At 45.3% G+C, this 23,074-nt stretch carries 17 protein-coding genes, 2 rRNA genes and 1 pseudogene; 14 read left to right on the forward strand and 6 right to left on the reverse strand.

Going from position 1 to position 23,074, the window contains the following annotated elements; translation table 11 throughout:
* From L5M28_RS19425 to L5M28_RS19445, 5 genes and pseudogenes are all read left to right on the forward strand, one after another.
* A 23S ribosomal RNA gene (locus L5M28_RS19425) occupies positions 1–109 on the forward strand; the annotation flags it as partial.
* A 139-nt stretch (positions 110–248) separates the two neighbouring features.
* A 5S ribosomal RNA gene (rrf, locus tag L5M28_RS19430) occupies positions 249–364 on the forward strand.
* 1,233 nt (positions 365–1,597) lie between these two features.
* Entirely contained in the window at positions 1,598–1,864 is a 267-nt protein-coding gene (locus L5M28_RS19435) for an OadG family transporter subunit (RefSeq protein WP_263196226.1), read from the forward strand.
* A gap of 11 nt (positions 1,865–1,875) precedes the next feature.
* Positions 1,876–3,702, forward strand: a pseudogene (gene oadA / locus L5M28_RS19440) (sodium-extruding oxaloacetate decarboxylase subunit alpha).
* 8 nt (positions 3,703–3,710) lie between these two features.
* A complete protein-coding gene (locus L5M28_RS19445; protein WP_263196222.1) occupies positions 3,711–4,841 on the forward strand; it encodes a sodium ion-translocating decarboxylase subunit beta in 1,131 nt (376 codons plus the stop codon).
* Between the two features lie 168 nt (positions 4,842–5,009).
* Here L5M28_RS19445 and L5M28_RS19450 read toward each other — a convergent pair whose 3' ends face one another.
* On the reverse strand, positions 5,010–5,177 hold the full coding sequence (locus L5M28_RS19450) for a hypothetical protein (protein WP_263204214.1): 168 nt from the start codon (positions 5,175–5,177) through the stop codon (positions 5,010–5,012).
* Between the two features lie 231 nt (positions 5,178–5,408).
* Positions 5,409–6,662 carry a dicarboxylate/amino acid:cation symporter gene (locus L5M28_RS19455; protein ID WP_173246311.1) on the reverse strand — a complete coding sequence of 418 codons (1,254 nt, stop codon included), beginning with the start codon at positions 6,660–6,662 and terminating at the stop codon, positions 5,409–5,411.
* A 291-nt stretch (positions 6,663–6,953) separates the two neighbouring features.
* Here L5M28_RS19455 and L5M28_RS19460 point away from each other — a divergent pair, with 291 nt between their 5' ends.
* From L5M28_RS19460 to L5M28_RS19480, 5 genes are all read left to right on the forward strand, one after another.
* Positions 6,954–7,379: a YqaA family protein gene (locus L5M28_RS19460; protein ID WP_105249958.1), complete on the forward strand. Its 426-nt coding sequence runs from the start codon at positions 6,954–6,956 to the stop codon at positions 7,377–7,379.
* A 181-nt stretch (positions 7,380–7,560) separates the two neighbouring features.
* On the forward strand, positions 7,561–10,413 hold the full coding sequence (locus tag L5M28_RS19465; RefSeq protein WP_263196219.1) for a M16 family metallopeptidase: 2,853 nt from the start codon (positions 7,561–7,563) through the stop codon (positions 10,411–10,413).
* A gap of 185 nt (positions 10,414–10,598) precedes the next feature.
* Entirely contained in the window at positions 10,599–12,248 is a 1,650-nt protein-coding gene (gene gshA / locus L5M28_RS19470; RefSeq protein ID WP_263185986.1) for a glutamate--cysteine ligase, read from the forward strand.
* A complete protein-coding gene (locus L5M28_RS19475) occupies positions 12,245–12,709 on the forward strand; it encodes a hypothetical protein (protein WP_263196217.1) in 465 nt (154 codons plus the stop codon). The genes gshA and L5M28_RS19475 overlap by 4 nt, the downstream gene beginning before the upstream one ends.
* A 166-nt stretch (positions 12,710–12,875) precedes the next feature.
* A complete protein-coding gene (locus tag L5M28_RS19480; RefSeq protein WP_306682922.1) occupies positions 12,876–13,493 on the forward strand; it encodes a hypothetical protein in 618 nt (205 codons plus the stop codon).
* Positions 13,494–13,764: 271 nt separating this feature from the next.
* On the opposite strand, the gene L5M28_RS19485 is transcribed toward L5M28_RS19480, so the two are convergent.
* From L5M28_RS19485 to dauA, 4 genes are all read right to left on the reverse strand, one after another.
* Positions 13,765–15,018: a sensor domain-containing diguanylate cyclase gene (locus tag L5M28_RS19485; RefSeq protein WP_263196213.1), complete on the reverse strand. Its 1,254-nt coding sequence runs from the start codon at positions 15,016–15,018 to the stop codon at positions 13,765–13,767.
* A gap of 163 nt (positions 15,019–15,181) precedes the next feature.
* A complete protein-coding gene (purK, locus tag L5M28_RS19490; protein ID WP_263204215.1) occupies positions 15,182–16,285 on the reverse strand; it encodes a 5-(carboxyamino)imidazole ribonucleotide synthase in 1,104 nt (367 codons plus the stop codon).
* Entirely contained in the window at positions 16,285–16,776 is a 492-nt protein-coding gene (gene purE / locus L5M28_RS19495) for a 5-(carboxyamino)imidazole ribonucleotide mutase (protein ID WP_028760937.1), read from the reverse strand. The genes purK and purE overlap by 1 nt, the downstream gene beginning before the upstream one ends.
* Before the next feature lie 268 nt (positions 16,777–17,044).
* Entirely contained in the window at positions 17,045–18,808 is a 1,764-nt protein-coding gene (gene dauA / locus L5M28_RS19500) for a C4-dicarboxylic acid transporter DauA (protein WP_173496303.1), read from the reverse strand.
* 232 nt (positions 18,809–19,040) lie between these two features.
* Between dauA and L5M28_RS19505 the strand changes: the two genes are divergently transcribed.
* The 4 genes from L5M28_RS19505 (at position 19,041) to L5M28_RS19520 (ending at position 23,054) form a co-directional block, all read left to right on the forward strand.
* Complete coding sequence (locus L5M28_RS19505; protein ID WP_263204216.1) at positions 19,041–20,906, forward strand: vWA domain-containing protein; 1,866 nt, start codon at positions 19,041–19,043, stop codon at positions 20,904–20,906.
* A 45-nt stretch (positions 20,907–20,951) separates the two neighbouring features.
* Complete coding sequence (locus L5M28_RS19510; protein ID WP_263204217.1) at positions 20,952–21,557, forward strand: sigma-70 family RNA polymerase sigma factor; 606 nt, start codon at positions 20,952–20,954, stop codon at positions 21,555–21,557.
* Positions 21,550–22,281, forward strand: coding sequence for a hypothetical protein (locus L5M28_RS19515; protein ID WP_263204218.1), 732 nt, complete (start codon positions 21,550–21,552; stop codon positions 22,279–22,281). Before L5M28_RS19510 ends, L5M28_RS19515 begins: the two co-directional genes overlap by 8 nt.
* 236 nt (positions 22,282–22,517) lie before the next feature.
* Positions 22,518–23,054 (forward strand): hemerythrin domain-containing protein, encoded by a 537-nt coding sequence (locus L5M28_RS19520; RefSeq protein WP_105249947.1) that lies wholly within the window; start codon positions 22,518–22,520, stop codon positions 23,052–23,054.
* Positions 23,055–23,074: the final 20 nt, after the last annotated feature.

Genomic DNA, 23,074 nt, shown 5'->3' on the forward strand with positions numbered 1-23,074 from the left:
TTTAATTCCTCTAAAGAGCCGTTCGAGACTAGGACGTTGATAGGCATGGTGTGTAAGCGTTGTGAGGCGTTGAGCTAACATGTACTAATGACTCGAGAGGCTTAACCATACAACCCAGATGGGTTTTACAAAGAAGCCTTAGACAGAATATCGACACTTGATAAAGTTTGAACTCAAACAAAGCAAATCAGCTTTCCGAATTATTATTAACGTGRKCCAGAGATGGACACGGTAATAAACAGAATTTGCTTGGTGACAATAGCCTTGTGGAACCACCTGATCCCATCCCGAACTCAGAAGTGAAACGCAAACGCGCCGATGGTAGTGTGGGGTCTCCCCATGTGAGAGTAGGTCATCGCCAAGCATCAAAATAAACACCAAAGCCCTAGCCTAAACCGCTAGGGCTTTTGTGTTTATACGCTTTGCGAAAACTTATCTCGATGTCGGTCAATAAATGTTCCTCCAATATTGACACTTCCACCATCCATGGCGGTCGCCCGCCGCTAAGCGGACTCCCCAGCTACGAAGACAAGCTTCTTCGCGTTCAATCATGGCTAAATACTCCGTATTTATAGTGCTATGATTTCACCCTCATGTGAGAGTAGGTCATCGCCAAGCGCCTAATTATCTCATTGAGATGTAACCAAGCCAGCTGAATAAGCTGGCTTTTTTGCATTCGCAATTTGTAGAAATTAGTCCGTTTTTCTTTCAGCTTGCATGTTTCTCCGCTATTTTTACTCACCAACTCACCAACTCACCAACTCACCAACTCACCAACTCACCAACTCACCAACTCACCAACTCACCAACTCACCAACTCACTAGCCATTTCAATTACTGAGTTCTTTGTCGGTCCTAGGATTTCCTATTTCGTTCTCGTCCTATTGCTTAATCCTGCGCATAACTAAACGCTTGAGCTCTAGCTCAGGTAGCACTGTTGCTTATCTTTTAAGATAGCCGTTCCACACACCAACCGTATTGCTAGGCGCTGCTCTGTGTTGGTATCTAGGGGGCATTTAAGTTGATTTAATTTGCTGAATTGAACCCATTCCTCTTCTTCAAACAATGTCTTCAGAACAATATTCATTTTTATTTTGCCACTTAGTCAGATGGCAGTAGCTTGGATTGTTAAATTTGCATATTTTTTCACTTGGTTTATTCCTATGCTCGTTGTTTTCAATTTAGGAATCATTTTTTAGCCTAAGACATCACTTCAGCTTAAATCCAACATTATGTTTGTTTCATTATGGAATATTGAATTAATCGCTCGATTTATGAGGATTAATAACTTGTAGCCTGTAGATTTACTTAATATTGGTAAGACCAATTTACACTGATATGGTTTTTTTGTTATCAATTGGTTATGTTCGTAGCAGGTTGAGTTCAGCAGGTTTTCTTGTTGTGCGATTAGTTAGCTTTAAAATGTGATTTTTTATTCGATTTTTTTCTAATTGGTGATTGCTATGTATCTGTTTACGGAAGAACCATAGTTTGTGAGCAGTTCATTTGATGAATTTTGAACTTGTAATGCAATAGCGATGATTTTGGGGCAATCGCGCTGTTGATAGGGATCTAGAGAGTAAGGGGTAGGGGAGCTATGGAGGATGTAACGCAATCTTTATTGGATGCCGTTGGCATTATGTTTTTTGGGATGGGCTTAGTTTATTTATTTTTAAGTGTACTAATCCTTGGGATTCATTTGGTTGCGCGTTGGTGTGCGGTGGATGCTGCATCTGCACGTTTTGCTACAAATCATGCTAAAAGCCAGCAGAGAGTAGCGCAATCAGATGTTAAGCCTTTAGACCCAAATGTGGTCGCTGCGATTTCACTAGCGGTAAAGCAGTATCGTTCACAGATTAAGTAATGGGGAGCAGTATGACTTTTGTATCTAATTCTACGGCGGCAGTGGCTAAGCCATTATTTTTAACTGATGTCGTTTTGCGGGACGCACATCAATCTATTTTAGCGACGCGCTTACGCATTGATGACATGTTACCGATTGCGCCATTACTCGATAAGATCGGTTTCTGGTCACTGGAATCTTGGGGTGGGGCGACGTTTGATGCCTGTATTCGTTATCTTGGTGAAGATCCTTGGGATCGGATTCGTGAGCTGAAAAAGGCCATGCCCAATACGCCACAGCAAATGTTGCTGCGTGGTCAAAACCTCTTAGGTTATCGCCATTATGCCGATGATTTAGTCACGCGTTTTGTTGAGCGCGCCCACACTAATGGCGTTGATGTATTTCGTATTTTCGATGCGATGAACGATGTTCGAAACCTTGAGACTGCGGTGAAAGCGGTGCGCCAAGTTGGTGGCCATGCGCAGGGGACGATCTCATACACCACAAGTCCAGTGCATACCATAGAGACTTGGATTGATATGGCAAAACGTCTCGAAGATATGGGATGTGATTCTTTGTGTATCAAAGATATGGCGGGACTACTTAAGCCTATGGAAGCGTTTGAGCTTATCAGTCGACTAAAATCCCAAACGCAACTCGTGTTATCTATGCACTGTCATGCGACGACAGGATTAAGTACCGCCACTTATCAGAAAGCCATTGAAGCGGGTATCGATGTGCTCGATACGGCAATTTCGTCGATGAGCCAAACCTATGGACATACTGCTACTGAAACCGTTATCGCTATGGTGGAAGATACTGAGCGTGCGACTGGTTACGACATGGTGTTGCTTGAGGAAATTGCTGCTTACTTCCGTGACGTGCGTAAGAAGTACGCTAAGTTTGAAGGTGCGCTGAAAGGCATAGATTCGCGTATTTTACGCGCCCAAGTACCTGGTGGCATGCTGACCAATATGGAGAGCCAACTTAAGGAACAGGGTGCGGCCGATAAGATGGACTTGGTCTTGGAGGAAATTCCCCGCGTGCGTGCTGATTTAGGTTTTTTGCCCTTAGTGACGCCTACATCGCAGATTGTTGGCTCGCAGGCGGTCATTAATGTGTTGATGGGGGAGCGTTATAAGTCACTGACTAAAGAGACTGAAGGCGTGCTTAAGGGCGAATATGGCGCGACGCCTGCGCCTGTGGATGCTGTATTGCAAGCCAGAGTCTTGCAAGGTGCTGAAGCCATTACATGTCGTCCTGCAGACCTATTAACGCCAGAGCTGGCTAAATTACGGCTAGAGTTGGCAGACAAAGCGTAGGAACAAGGCATTCGTCTATCTTCAGAGCATGACGATGATGTGCTGACCTATGCACTCTTCCCACAAATAGGATTGCAGTTCTTAAAGAATCGTGATGATCCGAGCGCCTTTGAGCCTAAGCCTGAGCTGACTTCGGTACTTGCTGCTTCTAATGTTACGGATTGTGGCCCTGAAACCTACACGGTAACTGTCGAAGGGCAAGAGTACGTAGTTGAAGTCGCCGCAGGCGGTGAGATCTCGCAAATCCAGCCACAGGGACAAAGTGTTCATGCTGTGCAAGCTGTGACTGAGAGTACAACGCCATCAACAAGCCATGGTGAAATCAGGCTTGAAATGAGCGCGCCTTTGTCGGGCAACATCTTCAAAGTGCATGTTTCTCCAGGCGATAGAGTGTGTGAAGGCGATGTCGTGATCATCCTTGAGGCGATGAAGATGGAAACCGAAATTCGTGCACAGGGCGATGGTATTATCGCTAAGATCTGGGTGAAAGAAGGTGACTCAGTGTCTGTGGGTTCTCAATTACTGGCCTTGGCGTAGGAGTCATTATGGAAGGTTTAATGGCTTTTTGGGCCGAGACAGGTATCGCTCACTTTACTGGCGGGCAAGTGTTGATGATGGCAGTGGGCGCTTTGCTCTTGTATCTCGCCATCGTACGTGGTTTTGAGCCTTTGCTATTGTTGCCCATTGGTTTTGGTGCAGTGCTGGCGAACATTCCCCATGCGGGATTTACCGAAGAAGGTGGCATCCTGTATTACGCCTATTATGTGGGGATTGAGACTGGGGTGTTTCCGCTATTGATCTTTATGGGTGTTGGTGCGCTGACCGACTTTAGTGCCTTGATTGCCAATCCTAAAACCCTGTTGTTAGGAGCTGCGGCGCAGTTTGGGATTTTCGCGACATTGATTGGTGCGATAGCGCTGAACTTAGTTCCGGGCTTTGAGTTCACCATGAAGGACGCGGCGGCCATTGCGATTATTGGCGGTGCTGATGGACCTACGGCGATTTTCCTCGCCTCCAAACTGGCACCTGAGTTATTAGGGGCAATTGCGGTCGCGGCTTATTCCTATATGGCGTTAGTCCCGATTATTCAACCGCCGATCATGCGCTTACTGACAACCCAAGCTGAGCGCGAAATTAAAATGGAGCAGCTGCGCGAAGTCAGTAAAAAGGAAAAGATCATTTTCCCTTTGATGGTACTGGGATTAACGATTCTCTTCCTACCTGCGGCCACGCCGTTAGTGGGTATGTTTTGTCTTGGTAACTTGATGCGTGAATCGGGCGTGGTGGATAGATTATCGAAAACGGCGCAGAACGAGCTTATCAATATTGTTACGATTTTCTTAGGTCTAGCTGTCGGTTCTAAATTATCAGCCGATCAATTCCTGCGACTGGAAACCTTAGGAATTTTGGTATTGGGAGCTTTAGCATTTGGCATTGGTACTGCTGCAGGTGTATTGATGGCAAAACTGATGTGTAAGTTGTCGGGTGGTAAGATTAATCCGTTGATTGGTGCCGCAGGGGTGTCGGCTGTACCTATGGCAGCGCGAGTCGTGAACAAAGTTGGATTAGAGGCCAACCAACACAACTTCTTGTTAATGCACGCCATGGGGCCCAATGTGGCGGGAGTGCTAGGTTCTGCTGTGGCTGCGGGGATTTTACTTGCCGTGCTGGGTTGATGACAGAGTGGGTTAACTGATTGGGCTTGACTGAGTGGGTAAATTAAGCGGGTTTATCTTCGAATTTATTCTAGTTGTTAACGCTGTTTTAGCGCTAAGGCCAACTCAGTACTGAGTTGGCCTTTTTTGTTAAGTTACTAATTTATAGTATGAATCCTTGGTATTAACCTAAGCCGTTAACCAGAGTAATCCCATAAGGATTAAAATTAGCCCGCCACCTATACCGATAATGTAGATAAAACCTCGCCCGCCTTGTTTTAGCGTGAGTTTGTTGGCTTTTAAAAATAACGCCCAAAACAAACATAGGATCAGCGGGATAAGGAAGAGTCTCGTCATGTCTGTTCTGCTAAAGTGTGAGTTAGAGTGGTTTTAGAGTCTAACAGCTTGATCTTATTTGAGTAACCTATTTTGCAGTTAATAGAGACTGTCGAAGTCGATTGTGGTCTCTAAAGCCAATAGATCAAAGACTGTTTGCAGGATAATAAAAGAGACCGCCGAAGCGGTCTCTTACTGTGGTCAATGGTACTGATGATTTAGCTTAATACTTTTTATACAGTATTGTTATTGCTACGAACTCACTGGTGTAACGTCTTGATTGTCGTTCGAATAGAACTGTGCTTCATCGAGTTCATTTTCGGATTTACCAATCACAACAGCAGTCATCATATCGCCCGTTACGTTAGTTGCTGTGCGGATCATATCGATAATACGGTCAATTGCGGCGATAAAGGCAATGCCTTCAAGTGGCAGACCAATCACACCTAAGGTGACAGTTAACATCACCATCGCACTTCCTGGTACGCCAGCGGTACCAACAGAAGCCACTGTCGCAGTCACGGCGATCATCACATAGTCCAGTGTGTCGAGCGGAATATTGTAAATTTGAGCGATGAAGATAGCGGCTATCGCAGGGTAAATACCCCCACAGCCGTCCATGTTCATGGTCGCACCTAATGGCATCACAAAGGCACTATAACGCTTTGATACGCCCATGGTTTCGACTGCGCGAGTACTCGCAGGTAAAGTACCGAAACTTGAAGAAGTACTAAAGGCGACTAACTGCGCTGGCATAGCTTTGCGGAAAAATTGCAGTGGGCTTAAACCACCAACAAACTTCACTAACCCGCCATAAACGAAGATGATGTGGATAAAAGCGGCAATGTAGATAGCCCCGATAAACTTACCTAAAGGCAATAAGGTTGATAAACCATATTCACCCACAACCCATGCCATTAAACCAAACACACCGATAGGAGTGAGTTTTAAGACCATGCGAGTCAGTTGGAACATGACTTCAGCACCTGCTTCAATGGTGCGTTTTAATGGCTCTGCTTTCTCGCCAACTTTGTTGATAGCGATACCCACTAACGCGGCAAACACGATAATTTGCAGTACCTTGCCTTCAGCCAGTGAGGCGAAAGGATTGACTGGGATCATGTCGAGCAGCACTTGTGCAAAACCGGGAATATTACGCTCGCGCACTTCAGTCGTTGTGAGTTGCATGGTGCCACCCATGTCGATCATTGAGCCCACAGCTAAGCCTATCAGAGAGGCGATTGTGCCTGTCAGCATGAACATACCCAAAGTTTTCAAGCTCAGGCGTTTCAGACTGGTTTGCGAGTTGAGCGATGTGATACTCACGACAATGGCACAAAATACCAAAGGCGCGACCAACATCTTAATGGCCCCAATGAACAGATCACCTAATGGTTTTAGCACTGTGGCGCTTTCACCTAAAATAACGCCAACGAGCGCACCTAAGATAAAGCCTGCTAAGACTTTTTGCCAAAACGGAATGCGGCTAATGGTTTGAAGGATCATGCATATTCCAGAAAAATAAATTAAGAGTGAGCCAATAGACCTGCGATGATAGGATTCGTATTTAACGAGATGAGCGTGATGTTAACGCGCTCTCAGTCATGCGCATGGTTATTGCCTGCCATAGTTAACCATTGTATCGACAGAGCTAGGGTTATAACAAACCGTTTTTCTTATAACTTATTGTGATAAGTGAGTTTGTTGTAAAAAGATTAAGTGAAACATTCAATTAACCCATGACAAACCTTATCGCATTGAATACAAAAAGAGAGATTTATCATTGAGTAAGCCATTATGACTGAGTTAGGCATTATGTTCTCTGGCGCTTTTTTAGCGGCGACTTTGTTACCGGGGGGATCTGAAGTCTTACTCGTGGCGTTATTAAACAAAACTCCAGAGGCTTGGGTTGCGCTGGTCGTGGTGGCTAGCATTGGCAACACGTTGGGCGCGATGACCAGTTTCTATTTAGGCTGCTTAGGTCGCCTCGCAAAATCACCAGAAGCGTTAGCGACAGGTAAACACGCAAAGGGGCTCGCCTTGATTGAACGCTACGGCGTGTGGGCGTTGTTACTCTCATGGGCACCGATTATCGGCGATATTCTTTGTTTATTGGCGGGTTGGTTGAGGCTACCGCTAATACCTTCTTTGGTGATGATTTTAATCGGTAAAACAATTCGTTACTTAATTGTTGCCGCTGCCGTGCTGCAATGGATGGCATGATGGCGCTAGGATGCATTTAATGGTCAAGGGCGGGGAGTGTTTTTCCGTTTAGACTGAATTTACTGTATAGATAGGAACTTAGTGTCAATTTTGCGAGTCATAAATCCCAATGCTTAATCATTTAAGCGCACTATGACTAAACGCAGCACTATGATTATGAAGCTGTATTTTTGGCCCATTGATGTATGAGGGGAATGTTTTGAAGAAATGGATATTAGCGGTCGCAATTTCTGCCGCACTTGCGGGTTGTGCATCTGAAACGACTACGGTGAACTTGCCCGCAGGCGTTAAACTGATCGAAAATGTGCAATTGGCCGATTCGCAAGTAGGGATCCCCTACAAAAAGTACCAATTAGCCAATGGGTTAACTGTTATTTTACATCAAGATGATTCAGATCCCTTAGTGCATGTCGACGTCACTTATCATGTGGGCTCAGCTCGCGAATTAGCTGGGCGTTCGGGATTTGCGCATTTATTTGAACACATGATGTTCCAAGGCTCACAGCATGTTGCCGATGAACAGCATTTTGAAGTGGTTACCGAAGCTGGTGGTACCCTAAATGGCACGACCAATACCGACAGAACCAATTACTTTGAGACAGTACCCAACAATCAATTAGAAAAAATGTTGTGGCTTGAGTCGGACCGTATGGGCTTTTTGTTGCCCGCACTCACTAGTGAAAAATTCGAAGTGCAGCGCGAAACCGTCAAAAACGAGCGCGCACAACGTATCGATAATCAACCCTATGGCCGCATGAGTGAGCGTTTTAGCCAAGCTATGTACCCTGTCGGTCATCCTTATTCTTGGCCTGTAATTGGCTGGCCGGACGATCTTAATCGCGCCACGGTTGACGATGTTAAACACTTTTTCCAACGTTGGTATGGCCCTAATAATGCGACCTTGACCATAGGTGGCGATTTCGATGAAATGCAAACCTTAGCCTGGGTCAATAAATATTTTGGTGAAATCCCCCGTGGTCCTGAAGTCTCGTTAGAGCAAAAGGCGCTGGTTAACTTAGACAAGACACGTTACATCTCCATGGAAGATCAAGTGCACTTGCCTTTGATCCGTATTGGTTTTCCTACCGTATACGCTAGACATTCAGATGAGGCCGCGCTCGATCTGTTGGCCAATATTTTAGGTGGTGGTAAAACATCCTTATTATATAAAAACTTGGTTAAGGACGGTTATGCCGTGCAGGCTAATGTGAGTCATCCTTGTCAAGAGCTTGCGTGTCAGATGTCGATTTATGCTTTAGCCAATCCTGAAAAGGGCGGCAAATTGGCGGATCTGGAGCAACGTATCCTCGACTCGATTAAGGAGTTTGAGCAACGTGGCGTTACCGATGACGATCTGCAAAAAGTCAAAGTGCAGTTTGAGGCTGATACCATTTATAGCCTGCAGAGTGTTTCTGGCAAAGTGTCGACCTTAGCGATGAACCAAACTCTGTCGGGCAATCCGAACATGATTGCCTCAGATCTGAATCGTTATGCCAATGTGACCAAAGACGATGTGATGCGCGTGTTTAAGCAATACATTAAAGATAAACCTATGGTGGTTATGAGTGTGGTGCCGCAGGGAATGACGTCACTTATTGCCCATGCGGATAACTTCACGCCTGCAACGTTGCCGATTGCACACACTGCGGTAGAGGGGGATTTGCCCAAGCCTGAACTTGTTTCAAGTTTTGATCGGACTAAGATGCCTGCATCTGGCGTTGCACCTATGCTCAAAGTACCTAAAATTTGGACAAAAACCTTAGCCAATGGCATCGAAGTCATGGGCACTCAAAGTACTGAAACACCAACAGTTGAGTTAATTGTTTATCTCAATGGTGGCCACAGACTCATACCCGTCGAAAAAGCAGGCTTAGCAACGCTGACTGCGGAAATGCTTAATGAATCGAGTCAGAAGCGCAGCAGTGAAGGACTATCACAAGCCTTAGAAATGCTAGGTAGTAGTGTCGATTTTAGTGCGTCTGAATATCAAAGTTCGATCAAAGTATCGGCTCTGACAGCACATTTAGATGAGACGCTGGCGATTATGGAAGAAAAGCTGTTTCAACCAGCGTTCAGCGAAGCTGACTTTGCGCGAGTGAAACAGCAGCAATTACAACAGATCCAGCATATGCAGTCCGATCCTAGCTATCTGGCTGATACGGCGTTGTCGTCTTTGTTATACGGTAAAGACAATGCGTTAGGTGTGAATGATCTTGGTACGCTCGATTCAGTCGCGGCGCTTACGTTAGCCGATGTAAAAGCGTTTTATGCCCAGCAGTATCAAGGCGGCAACGCTAAAATTGTCACTGTTGCTAATTTATCTGAATCTGCATTGCTGCCTAAACTAGCGGGATTAAACCAGTGGAAAGGAGAAGCAGCTGTGGTACCGCCACTTAAGCCACTCCCTGCATTAAAAGGCTGCACAATTTATCTGATTGATAAACCTGGTGCGGCTCAATCGGTAATCAATATTGCCAAGCGCGCATTACCCTACGATGCCACAGGCGATTATTTTAAATCCTATCTGATGAATTATCCGTTAGGCGGCGCATTCAATAGCCGTATCAACCTGAATTTACGTGAGGATAAAGGTTATACCTATGGTGCTCGCACTCGTTTTACTGGCGGTGCTGAAGTGGGCGATTTTGTCGCATCAAGTAACGTTCGCAGTGACGTGACGGCGAAAGCACTCATTGAGTTTGTAAAAGAAATCAGTGCTTATCAGCAGCAGGGCATGACAGATGCTGAACTTGCCTTTATGCGTAATTCAGTCTCACAAGGGCAAGCCCTTGATTATGAAACACCGTATCAAAAAGCGGGCTTTATGCGGATGATCCAACGTTACCAATTGAGTCAAGATTTTACGACTCAACAGGACAAGATCATTAATACTGTAACAAAATATGAACTCAATGCCCTCGCGGCTTCCGAGCTAGATATCAATAAAATGGTGATTCTGGTGGTGGGAGATAAAGCGACAATTGAAGCTGATTTAGCGGTATTGGGCTATCCAATTGAAACTTTAGTATTGTAAATTAGTATTTCGCCCTTATATAGGTAGATAGACAGGTGTATTAGTTAACGACTATTTGCCCTATATTTACCGGATTTACATCGAAAGACGGTGACAGCATTAGCTGTCACCGTCTGCTTTTAATCATACAAGGTGTGAATTTGGCTTGCCCCACAGACAGGTTTAGATTTATTTTGAGGCATATTTTGCAAGATAAGCCTCAAAATAAAGGTCTGACTGTTAACCTTGTCGCGATAGCGAATCACCAATTAGAGAAGCGCAAATTGAAGTCATTCAATGAATTAGTACAACATCTCTCGGACGCCAATGGGCGCACAGCACTCTTGGGTATGTTACGTGGCATAGAACGTGAGGCGTTGCGGATTGATGAGTTTGGTTATCTCGCTACAGACTCGCATCCCGAAGCCTTAGGCTCGGCGTTAATGCATTCACGTATTACGACGGATTACAGTGAAGCCTTACTCGAGTTTATTACGCCAGTAAATCACAATGTTGAGCAACTTCTCACTGGGTTAACTGAGACTCATGCCTTCAGCGTGCGCCACTTAAATGGTCAGCGTTTGTGGCCCGTGAGCATGCCTTGCTATGTGAAAGATGAGCAACAGATCCCCGTTGCCCGCTATGGCTCATCGAATACTGGCATGATGAAAACCTTGTATCGTAAGGGGTTAACCTATCGTTATGGCGCCCTGATGCAGATCATCTCTGGGGTGCATTTTAACTTTTCGGTATCGCAAGAATTATGGCAAAGCCTGTATGAGTTAAGTGATAAACAGTTAACTTACGATGATTTTATTTCAGAATCCTATTTCGGCTTGATCCGTAACTATCGCCGTTTAGTGTGGGTACTTCCTTATTTATTTGGTGCCTCGCCAGCGTTATGTAGCTCCTTTATTAAAGATCAAAAAACCGACCTCAAGTTTGAAAAAACGGGCCACGGTACTCTGTATCTGCCCTATGCCACTTCGTTGCGTATGAGTGATTTAGGCTACACCAACAAAGAGCAAGAAGATCTAAATATCAGCTATAACTCTTTGCCTGAGTATCTGGCTGGCGTGAATGCCGCCACTAAAATGCCTTCAGCAAACTTTGCTAATATCGGCGTTAAAGTCGATGGTGAGTATCGTCAACTTAATGCCAATGTATTGCAGATTGAAAACGAGTTCTACTCGCCAATCCGTGCGAAACGGGTCACGCGTAGTGGCGAGAAACCGTCTGAAGCTCTGGCCCGTGCTGGGGTGGAATACATTGAAGTGAGAGCGTTGGATGTTAATCCATTTAGCCCAGTTGGCATTGAGGCGACACAAGTGCGTTTCCTTGATTTATTCCTACTCTATTGTTTATTAACGCAGTCGCCTAAGTCAGAGGCGAGCGAAGAGGCGAGATTAAGCGCGAATCTTAAAGCTGTGGTGCTTGAAGGCCGTAAACCTGGGCTTGAGTTATTAACCGCAGACGGTTCACGTTCGCTTAAATCTTGGTTAGAAGAGTTGTTTGATGCCTTGCAACCTTTGGCAGTATTGCTTGATGGTGAGGGGACGGATTATCAAGTGGCTTTGGCCCATTGGCGTAAAGCGGCTGAAGATCCGAATTTAACCCTGTCGGGACAAGTACTGCAAAACGTGATCAACAAGGGCCAAGATCATGGTCAGTGGGTGATGACGTTAGCGCAGCAATACTATCAATACTTTATCGATTATCCCTTGTCGAGCGAGACCATAGCGCAGTATCAAGCTGAAGCATCCAGTTCGCTTAACAAGCAAGCTGAACTAGAGGCGGCGCAGAGTGCAGTTTCATTTGATGATTATCTGGAAGATTACTTTGGAGTGAAGCTGTGAAAGAGGGGGTATTCTCTTTCACTGGCCTACGTGCCCGCGCAGCTTTGATTGTGTTCAGTGCCTTGTTATCTGGCTGCGCCGCGTCACCTGAAGATCCTCTGGGCTGTGGTACTGTGTCTGGTTATTTGCAGCCCGATGCCAGTACTCACTGGTATCGAGTGGTGGTGACCCATTTAAACGGGCAGGCAGTCGTTTCTAAGCCTAATTATCAGTTAGCGCCTGGCGAATATGAATTTACCGTTGCGGAGCTGATCGATGATCCAAGTTTGTCAGTCACGCTTGCCGCGCGGACACCCAAAGTATTCAAGCTCAATGTCGAAAGTCATCAGCGTTATCATATCGGTGCGTTATTTCACACCGATAAGCGTTATATGGGTAAAGACACTGCGTATTGGGAACCCGGCGTGTGGCAGCAAGAAGATCATGAGTGTCAGTTTGAGTTGAGTCCCGAAACGAAATAGCTAAAGTGTTAAGCTCAAGTGGTAAGCCTGCTACATTCGATTTAAGTCATATTGATTTAGCCCCTAGCGCTGAGATCTTCTAAGCGCAAAAAGGCTTTTTATGCTTGCCTCAGCCTGAGTCTATGACATCATGGCGCGAGCTAACTTTCCAAAGAACATGATATTAATGAATAAGTTCTCCGCTATCTTACTCTGCGCAAGTCTCGGCATCTTGTCAGGTTGTGCGACATCTCCGCCTAAGTCTCCCGAAAATTTGTGTGAGATATTTCAAGAACACCGAGATTGGTACGATGCCGCTAAAGATGTCCGTGATAAATGGGGTGTGCCAGTGCATGTGCCGTTAGCTATGATGTATCAAGAGAGCTCATTCAAGCACAATGCCGCGCCACCGATGGAATACTTTTTAGGTTTTATCCCTATTGGCCGTGCTAGTGATGCCTATGGATATGCGCAGGCTAAGACCATGACGTGGGATGATTATGTGCGTGAGACGGGAAACAGTTGGTCGAGCCGCAGTGATTTCGATGATGCCTTGGATTTTATGGGCTGGTTTATTAGCAAAACCCATAAGATAAATGGCGTATCTAAATGGGATGCGCGGGCGCAGTATCTTAATTATCACGAGGGCTGGGGCGGTTATCGCCGTGGTAGTTACAAATCTAAGGCGTGGTTAGTGAAAGTGGCGAACAAGGTGGATGCGAGGTCGAAACGCTACGCGGCTCAATATAAAACCTGCCAAGAAGATTTAGATTCATCTTGGCTGTGGCGTTTATTTTTTGGTTAAGATTACGTTTTTATATCATTGTCAGCCACTTAAGTGAGAATGGCTGACTGTCGGTGTTCAATTTAGATATTTAATCGAGATAGCTAATTGAGATAGCTAATTGAGATAGCTAATTGAGATAGCTAATTGAGATAGCTAATTGAGATAGCTAATTGAGATAGCTAATTGAGATAGCTAATCGAGATAGTAAACTCAAATCTTCAACTTCGACGCTTACTGATTGTTGATATTAGCCTTTTGACATCGGCTGTAGCACCTGACTTCAATTGATTTATTGCGCTTTCACTGCGAAGGTTTCTAATGCCTGAATGGCTTTTTTCTTCGCACGCTTTTGCTCATACATAGCATGATCTGCAGTCTTAAAGGATTGATACCAATCGGCTTCGAAGGGGGCAATACCAAAACTAAAACCTAGGCTAAGCTCTGAACCTTGATTCAAGGTTTTGCGCATATCATCTAAGTCCTGTTCAATTTGAGCTAACGGCCCATGGCATAAAGCGACAAACTCATCGCCACCAAAACGGGAAATAATGCCTTTATTTTGCCAATAGGCGAGCATGGCGGTGGCTGTTCGCTTGATGGCAACATCACCCATCTGGTGCCCATAGGCATCATTAATGGACTTGAGATTGTCCATATCGATAATAATTAAAAAACTGCCTAAGTGAGGCTTGGGCTGCCAGTGGTGCAGTTCATCTTCAAAATTCTTTCGATTATAAAGTCCTGTTAATGGATCAAAATTGGCTAGTTTAGTAATCTGCAGTGACTTCTGATAGAGCGCAATGGCATTGCTAGCTTCGTGAGTTAGGATAGAGACAAGATTGCGGTCGTAATCGCTAAAGGCGCCAATGCTACTGCTATCGAGATTGAGCATGGCATACAGTTTGCCATCAATACGAATAGGGCTAGACAGGGTTGAGCGTATCGGCTGCTTTGACACTGAGAGTAACACTTTTTGATCATCTTCCGTTAAAGTGCTAGCCGCATTGATATTCTTCATATCATTGATGACCACCACTTGATCGCATCTCCCTTCAGTGAGTCGATATTCAAAAGTTTGCTCTAAGGTAAAATCCAGTTGTCTGAGCTTTGCTAAATCGAGCCCCACGACAGATTCAAAATACAGTTTATTATTCACCTCGTTGATTTTAATGATGCTGCCCATTTCGGCACCATTAATCACGTACACGGCTTTATTGAGTAAGGCGTCCAGAAAGGCATGCTCATTTTTATAATGACTCGAGAGATGGGCGAGTTCATAGATGGCATCGTTGATGGTGACGACTTGCTCTAAATGCTGCCATAGTCGAGTTAAACGACCCTGATGCAAATAGTAAATTAGGCTGTAGGCAAAAATATAAATGATGCAAACAAACAGTAAGGGCAGGATAGTCCAATTTTCTGTGGGTGCATTAAAGATAAACAGCAGGATGAATAGACATATCGGCACTATAAGCAGTAGCAGATGATAGCGATAATCTAAGCGATCTATGGTCTTACGTTTGAAATTATCCCTTAATTTCACTCGACTATTCCTTTATCTGTGTCATTGCTAGTAATCATTGAATGCTATACATCACTAACGTATTCACACTGAGTTCAGTTAAGTATATAACGAAAATTGAAATATAAACTGATATGAAACTGTGAACAATTTCATATCAGTGATTTTGGTACTAAATACTGAATTAACGCGAATTTTCTGCGTATTCGGCCAATATCCAAGCTAATGGTGCTTGGTATTGGATTGGCATCCAAGTTTGCAGTGCGGCTATGCTCTGGTTGAGCACAGTTTGATTTGGCACTGATAGGTTTAAATGTCCGACTTTACGACCCGGGCGAACTTCTTTGTTGTACCAGTACAACTCAGCATTGGGCAAACTTAACCAGCGAGGGTCATTATCGATACCAATAAGGTTGACCATAACACACTGAAAATTCACTTGTGGCTGTGGGATCGCAATTCCGCAAAGTGCTCTAAGATGCAGCTGGAATTGATCCATATGGGTTCCGGCTTGGGTCCAATGGCCAGAGTTGTGCACTCGCGGTGCCAGCTCATTCACCAATAACTCATCACCAACACGGAAGCATTCCATCGCCATTACACCAACGTATTCAAGCTCGTGCATAATGGCGCTGAGCATAGTTTCGGCTTGGGCTTGCAAGGGGGTTAAGCGTGCCAGTGGCGAAATCGACGCCATTAAAATACCGTCCTGATGCAAGTTCAGCGTCAGCGGATAAAACACGCATTCGCCTTCGCGAGTACGCACGCCAACCAATGATACTTCTTCATTAAAATTAATCGCTTGCTCAGCAATTGCAAGGTTACGCCAATCGTTTGGAATATCGCCCACTTCGGCTTGTTTAAGCCAATGTTGACCTTTACCGTCATAACCACCGGTACGGCGTTTCATCAAGACTCTAGGACCATAATGTTGATACAGGGTATCGACTTGGGTGTTATCGTCGACTAAGGTCCAAGGCGCCGTGGGAACGCTGAGCTGGTCGAGTAGACTCTTTTGGCTAAAACGGTCGGCTAAACGGCTAAATACCGGACCATTAACAAAATGGGGGTGTGAGCTGAGTTGTAAACTCAGGGCGGACTCTGGCCACTGTTCGCGCTCGGCGGTAATAATGTCGTGGGGCGCGAGTGGCAGAATGTCATCCGTAGGTGTCATGATATCGACGGCGTTAACTTCAATCGCTAATGGCTCACCAGCGTGGGTCAACATGGCGCCCAGCTGACCATTACCTAATACCCAAACCTTAGGTTTAGTGTTTGTCTGGGTCATTAGACTTCCCTCGGGTCTGGATTGTCCAGTACCGCACGGGTCTGTTCTTCTCTGAAAGCGTCAACACGAGCCGCTAATTCTGCATCGTTATTCGCAAGGATTTGGCAGGCCAATAATCCCGCATTGAATGCGCCCGCTGTACCTATGGCTAAGGTGCCGACTGCGATGCCTTTTGGCATTTGAACGATGGACAATAAGCTATCCATGCCGGATAGGGCTTTACTTTGGACTGGTACACCTAATACGGGTAAGCGAGTTTTAGAGGCAATCATACCGGGTAAGTGCGCTGCACCACCGGCGCCACCAATGATGATTTTAAAACCACGTTCGGCGGCAGAGGCTGCAAACTCCATGAGTTTATCTGGCGTTCTATGGGCGGAAACCACTTCAACATGATAAGGCACTTGCAGTTTATCCATTATCTCAGCGGCAGCTTCCATCGTGGGCCAATCACTTTTAGAACCCATAACAACAGCAACAAGGGCTTGCATGATAACTCCTTAACTCACTAATTTTAATTATATTTTGACCTTGTTTCAGGTCTAGGTACAGTTGATGCTTGTCTCGCCGTCATCGGTAGCTAGCATCATGGCGCTGAATAATACCATGATCCTAGCGATTTCTGCCCGTTTTTGCGTGTGAAAAAACGTCTTTCGCGGCGATGAATAGGTGAGGTGATGGAGCAATAAAAAAGACCAACACTGAGGTTGGCCTTTGAGATAAGTCAGCAACATTAAGCCCTGAGATCGTGCTACTGGTTTACTGTGTCTGCTTATCCGCAGTGATTTCAGTTTGCTGAGTGATAACTGGCGCTTCTGTCATTGCCTCACGTAGGGTCGAGTAAAACTTCAATACACCTTCAATTGGCTGGATCTTCGCTCTCGCCAGCGTTCGGATGGGCTGGAACTGCAGATCGGCGATAATGAGCTTAGTTTTATTCGCTTTGCATTTTTCAATCAGTTTCGTCAGTGCGGCTAATCCTCCCGCATCCAGAATAGATACTCCATCGAGATAAAGCACTATCACTTGTTTATCTTCGGTGAGACTCGCGATTTCGGAGAAAATGCGGTCAGCAGCAGCGAAGAATAGCGGCCCGTTAATTTTGAGGACAGCCCAATCGGCAGGTAGCTCTTGATCCACATAACGCTTGTTGGTGCTGATATCGTAAAGCTTTGTCATCTCGGCAATTTCTTTCATAAACAGCAAGGCAGCAAGGATAATTCCCACACTGATGGCGATCACCATGTCGAAAATAACCGTTAATGAAAAGCAACTGACAAAAACCATGATATCGCTGGTGGGCGCAGTTTTAATTAAATGCAGCGCTTTGTGGGCTTCACTCATGTTCCAAGCCACAACAAGTAGCAGGGCTGCCATGGCTGACATGGGCAAATAAGCTAATACGCCCGCTAAGGCGACTAAACCAATTAAGACTACTATGGCGTGGATCATGGCCGCTATCGGGCTCTGAGCGCCCGCTTTGACGTTTGCTGCGCTACGGGCAATTGCTGCAGTGGCCGGAATACCACCAAAAAACGGCGTGATGATATTACCTATACCTTGCCCTAGTAATTCACTGTTGGCACTGTGACGTTTACCTGTCATGCCATCGAGTACCACTGCACAAAGTAGTGATTCAATTGCGCCTAACATGGCAATGGCAAAGGCGGCAGGTAATAAGGCTTGAAAGGTCGCGAGATTAAACTGAAAGGCTTGGCCATTCGCGCCAGCTTGCAGCCAAGGCCATTCGAAACTGGGTAATACGGCAGGAATTCCCATGCCTGTGGTGCCATCACTCAGTTGATAGTGAAAACGGGTTCCTATGGTTTCTATATCTGCACCCATGGCATTGAGAACCAAGGCGAACATAGTGCCGAGTATGATTGCCGGAAGGTGTGCTGGCACGGGTGTTTTGAGTTTTGGCCAAAGTAGCATAGTCGCTAAGGTCGCGGATGCTACCAGTAGGCTAGGTAAATGCACCGAGGGTAGCGCTTGAGCTAATGTCATCAACTTAGCCAGATATTGCTCTGGCATCTGGGCTATCTCGAGTCCGAAAAAATCTTTGAGCTGCAAGGTAGCGATGACGACACCTATCCCCGCGGTAAAGCCTAAGGTGACGGATTCAGGGATATACAAAATTAATCGGCCAAGTCGCAGCATTGCCATGCCGACGAGTATCATTCCGGACATCACAGTCGCGATTAATAATCCTGCTAAACCAAACTGTTGGGCTATCGGATAGAGCAATACTACGAATGCCGCTGTCGGGCCTGACACGCTATAACGTGAGCCGCCAGATATGGCGATAATAAAACCGCCGACAATCGCAGTGTATAAACCGTATTGAGGTGCAACTCCACTGGCAATGGCTAATGCCATTGCTAACGGAATGGCAATAATGCCGACAGTGAGACCTGCAAGAAGATCTTGCCCAAAACGTTTAAACGAATACTTATCCTTCACGCAAGCTTCTGTGAGTGCGTGGGCGATTCTTAGGGAAAACAAATGAGCTGAGTGTGACACGAGTGGGTCCCATAGCGAGGCGAGTAACAAGCTTCTATTTTAGTGACCTGATACAAGGCGCAGTGTGAGCTTGATTGCAAAAACGATTGAAAATACTTTGTTTTGTATAAATAGTGTGCTTGGAGGCTGTTTGATTCTCATTTAAGAGTGGTTTGTAAAATATTTTGATACTTTAACCCTTTTAGTCATTTGCGCCGTTTACAGCCTTAGGTCAACATCAAAGGCATTCAACATGAAAACAATATACTCCCAGAAAACCATTGCACATTCCTTATTATCTTGGGGAAGCGTCAGCATATCGGCGAGCAATAGCGCAGCTTTATTCTTAGTCATGCTGAGTTTAACGGCCTGTGGCGGTAAAGGCTCTGAGGCTCAACAACGACAAGCGGAGCTGCAAGCCGAGCAGAGTCATAAAGAAGTGTCACTGCGCCGTGCTGAAATGCGTGATGCTGCTAAGATGGCCAGAGTCGCGGCACCGATGCAAATGTCTACCCATGGTGCAGTGATGGGAATGAACATAGCTCCAATGCCGTCAGACTATGCTGCGATTCCGTTAGCACAAAATAAATTCGAGCCGCTGGTGCAAAATGGCATCATGGTGGCAGGAGAAATCCCAGTATCGACGTTTTCCATCGATGTCGATACTGGCAGTTATGCCACCTTAAGGCGGATGCTGAGGGAAGGGCGCTTGCCCGAGAAAGGTACAGTCAGAGTCGAGGAAATGCTCAATTATTTTTCCTACGATTATCCCTTACCTGCTAAAAATGCCGCGCCGTTTAGCGTTACGACAGAGCTTGCTCCATCCCCTTATAACGATGACATGATGCTGTTACGGATTGGTCTTAAAGGGTATGACTTACCTAAATCTCAGTTAGGCGCCAGTAACTTAGTCTTTTTGCTCGATGTGTCAGGTTCTATGGCATCTGCCGATAAATTGCCTTTACTGCAAACAGCGTTAAAGCTGCTAACAGCGCAGTTAAGCGCGCAGGATAAAGTTTCTATTGTGGTTTATGCTGGAGCGTCCGGTATCGTCCTCGATGGCGCGTCGGGGAATGACACTCAAACTTTAACCTATGCGTTAGAGCAATTGAGCGCAGGTGGTTCAACCAATGGTGGGCAAGGAATCACACAAGCCTATCAATTGGCGAAAAAGCATTTTATCCCCCATGGTATTAATCGAGTCATCCTCGCGACTGATGGTGATTTCAACGTTGGTATGACAGATTTTGATGATTTGATTGCCTTGATTGAGAAGGAAAAAGATCATGGTATTGGCCTGACAACCTTAGGGTTCGGTTTGGGGAATTACAACGATCAACTCATGGAGCAATTAGCGGATAAGGGCAATGGTAACTATGCCTATATCGATACCCTGAATGAAGCGCGAAAAGTGCTGGTGGACGAGTTAAGTTCAAGCTTGTTCACTATTGCTAAAGACGTCAAAGTGCAAGTGGAGTTTAATCCGGCCTTAGTGTCTGAGTATCGTCTAATCGGTTATGAGAATCGTGCTTTAGCACGGGAGGATTTCAACAACGATAAGGTGGATGCGGGCGAAATTGGCGCGGGTCATACAGTGACTGCCTTATATGAATTAAGATATGTTGAAGCAGGGCAGATGGCGAATGATAAACTCAGATATGGCATTGATGCTCAAACGGGGCAAGAAAAATACAGCCGTGAAGAAATCGCTTTCCTTAAACTGAGATATAAGCTGCCAGAGCAAACACAGAGTCAGTTACTGAGTTATCCCATCAGGTTAGACCAAAATGTTAAGCAGTTAGAACAAGCGAGTGATGATTTTAGATTTGCAGCAGCGGTTGCAGGATTAGGGCAATTACTGAATGGCAGCCATTATCTACATCAATTTGATTATACTAAGTTAAGCCAGTTAGCACGTTCTGCATTAGGGGACGATCCCTTTGGCTATCGCCATGAGTTTGTGCAATTAATGGAAACCGCCGCGGCCATAGAGCAATCTAATCATGTGCCGATTAAGAAGGTATTCGATGGTACGGATAAACCTTTTCCTCCCCAAGATAAGCTTCATGGCGAGCCAGTGAGAGACAAGAGCAATACGCGCAATGAGAGATTACAATAGTAAAAGTAAATTCGTGGGGCTAACCCCAATGATGAGGAATTTCCCGTGGCATTAGCAATAGCGCAATTATCAAACCATGAGCACTCAGATGAGCAATTGATGTTGTGCTATGCCAAGGGCGATTCAAAAGCATTTGAACAGTTATACCTGAAGCACAAAGGTGCACTCTATCGCTATTTTGTACGCCAGTTAGGTGATAAGCAGTTAGCTGAAGATTTGTATCAAGAAACCTGGGGGCGGGTGATCCGCGCTGCGGCTAACTATGAAGCCAATGCTAAGTTTACTACTTGGCTATATCGTATCGCTCATAACTTATTGATTGATCATGTTCGGGCGGTTAAGCCCGTGGATTTTGTCGCTACTGATGAAGATGATGTAGGACTCGATACTTTTGTGGCGGGTGAGCAAGATAAACCCGATGTGCAGTGGCAAGAAGCGCAAAAGAGCTTATTGCTAAAGACCTGTATCGCACTGTTACCCCAAGTTCAGAAAGAGGCATTTATCCTGAATATTGAAATGGGTTTTACGGCTGCCATCATTAGCGACATTGCGGGCGTGACCTTAGAAGCGACTAAAAGCCGTATTCGTTATGCTTACCAAAGCCTAAAAGATTGTGTCAGCGCGAAATGGCAGGAGGCGGGTCATGAGTAATTCTTCAAGTGCTGATGAGCGCGCATTACAACAGGAAGTGCTGGCTTGGTATCGCCAACAGGCCTTAGAGGTTCCACCGCAGCAACTCGATCAAGATATCTTGCAGCTGGCGCAAACTCACTTAGCTGAAATGCATCAAAGTAAAATAACCGCCGTTGAAGCGCCAAGTTCTGTCTGGCGACGCCATCCTTGGGCGTTATCGAGCGCGGCATCGTTAGTGCTTGTTGTTGGTCTGCTGGTGCTGAATCGACCTCAAGTCGAATATACACTTGTTCCAAGCCCTATGGTGATGAGTGCCCCCGCGCCACAAACGATGGCAAGAATGGCTGATACTGAAGCGATGCAATCTTTAAACATGCAAACAGAAGCTGTAGCTGAACATAAAAGACAGACGGAAATGCAGCAAGCTAAAGACGCATTGGGAGCAACTGAGCAGCAGGATGCAATTAGCCCCGCTATCGCTGCAAGGTCTATGAATGCACCAAGATTATCTGAGCCTGCTGAAATCAACCAAGTGTCATTGACTGAGTATTTACATCGGTTACAAGTCCTTATCGAAGCGAAGGAGACTGAGCAAGCATTTGTGCTTGAACAAAAACTGCTCAAGGATTACCCGTATCTTGCAGTTAAGGATGTCGATGAAGCACAGTTAATCGAATCGCAGCAAGTATTAAGAGTTGAGTTTAAAAAGCTACAACAGCAATTACATCAGCTTGCCAAATAACTATGTGGTTGTGGTATTTACGAATAAAAAAGTGATTAGAAATCGCAAAGTGGTGAGATAAACAGCTAAATTTCCCTGAAATATGCCGAGACGTGCTAATGTTTGTGGTCTGTTTACTGTTTGGTATGTGATTTACTTGATCAACGTCATAAAGTGAACAGGTTTTAGCCTGTTATATTGGTGTTAGTTCACGACTTGGCTAGTATCAATAGTCAGACCCATATTCAGGAGGCATTATGCTTAAAAGACTCATGCATGATCATAAACATATAGCTGTATTGCTAAATGTTTTAAAAAACAAGCAGATGAAACTATCCGAAGGTGAGTCAATCAACTTCAGCGTCGTGCGCGATATTGTTGAATATATGCAAGGATATGCTGAACGTTGCCATCATCCCATTGAAGACATTATTTATGCCTACTACCTAGCCCATAAAACGAACGATACTATCGATAAATTGAGTGCCGAACATGAGTCGGTGATTCAATCCTCGGCCACCTTGATGGCGACTTTAAACTTGATCCTCAGTGATATTGTGGTTGCCCGCGAGAAACTGATTGTTGATTTTGCAGAGTATGTCGCATTGCAAGAGCGACATATGCAGATGGAGGAACGGGAAATATTTCCTTTGTTAGCCAAAAGTTTAACTGAGCAAGATTGGCAAGTTATTGAGTTAGAGTGTCAGAAATCGCTGATCGATGATCCTTTGTTTCTTGACCGAGAGCAGAAAGAATTTGAAGATTTACGGGTTTATCTCACAGCGTCTGACTAATACTCTTTAGTTTATTGGGC

The sequence above is a fragment of the Shewanella sp. SW32 genome, from assembly GCF_025653365.1.
Taxonomy (GTDB): Bacteria; Pseudomonadota; Gammaproteobacteria; order Enterobacterales; family Shewanellaceae; genus Shewanella; species Shewanella oncorhynchi.

What these genes read in the sequence shown, in the direction of transcription:
- L5M28_RS19435 (WP_263196226.1), top strand. Translation starts at nt 1,598, where the DNA reads ATGGAGGATGTAACGCAATCTTTATTGGATGCCGTTGGCATTATGTTT.
- purK (WP_263204215.1), bottom strand. Translation starts at nt 16,285, where the DNA reads ATGACCCAGACAAACACTAAACCTAAGGTTTGGGTATTAGGTAATGGT.
- purE (WP_028760937.1), bottom strand. Translation starts at nt 16,776, where the DNA reads ATGCAAGCCCTTGTTGCTGTTGTTATGGGTTCTAAAAGTGATTGGCCC.
- L5M28_RS19480 (WP_306682922.1), top strand. Translation starts at nt 12,876, where the DNA reads ATGAATAAGTTCTCCGCTATCTTACTCTGCGCAAGTCTCGGCATCTTG.
- L5M28_RS19445 (WP_263196222.1), top strand. Translation starts at nt 3,711, where the DNA reads ATGGAAGGTTTAATGGCTTTTTGGGCCGAGACAGGTATCGCTCACTTT.
- L5M28_RS19460 (WP_105249958.1), top strand. Translation starts at nt 6,954, where the DNA reads ATGACTGAGTTAGGCATTATGTTCTCTGGCGCTTTTTTAGCGGCGACT.
- L5M28_RS19450 (WP_263204214.1), bottom strand. Translation starts at nt 5,177, where the DNA reads ATGACGAGACTCTTCCTTATCCCGCTGATCCTATGTTTGTTTTGGGCG.
- L5M28_RS19520 (WP_105249947.1), top strand. Translation starts at nt 22,518, where the DNA reads ATGCTTAAAAGACTCATGCATGATCATAAACATATAGCTGTATTGCTA.
- L5M28_RS19455 (WP_173246311.1), bottom strand. Translation starts at nt 6,662, where the DNA reads ATGATCCTTCAAACCATTAGCCGCATTCCGTTTTGGCAAAAAGTCTTA.
- L5M28_RS19515 (WP_263204218.1), top strand. Translation starts at nt 21,550, where the DNA reads ATGAGTAATTCTTCAAGTGCTGATGAGCGCGCATTACAACAGGAAGTG.
- L5M28_RS19465 (WP_263196219.1), top strand. Translation starts at nt 7,561, where the DNA reads ATGTATGAGGGGAATGTTTTGAAGAAATGGATATTAGCGGTCGCAATT.
- L5M28_RS19505 (WP_263204216.1), top strand. Translation starts at nt 19,041, where the DNA reads ATGAAAACAATATACTCCCAGAAAACCATTGCACATTCCTTATTATCT.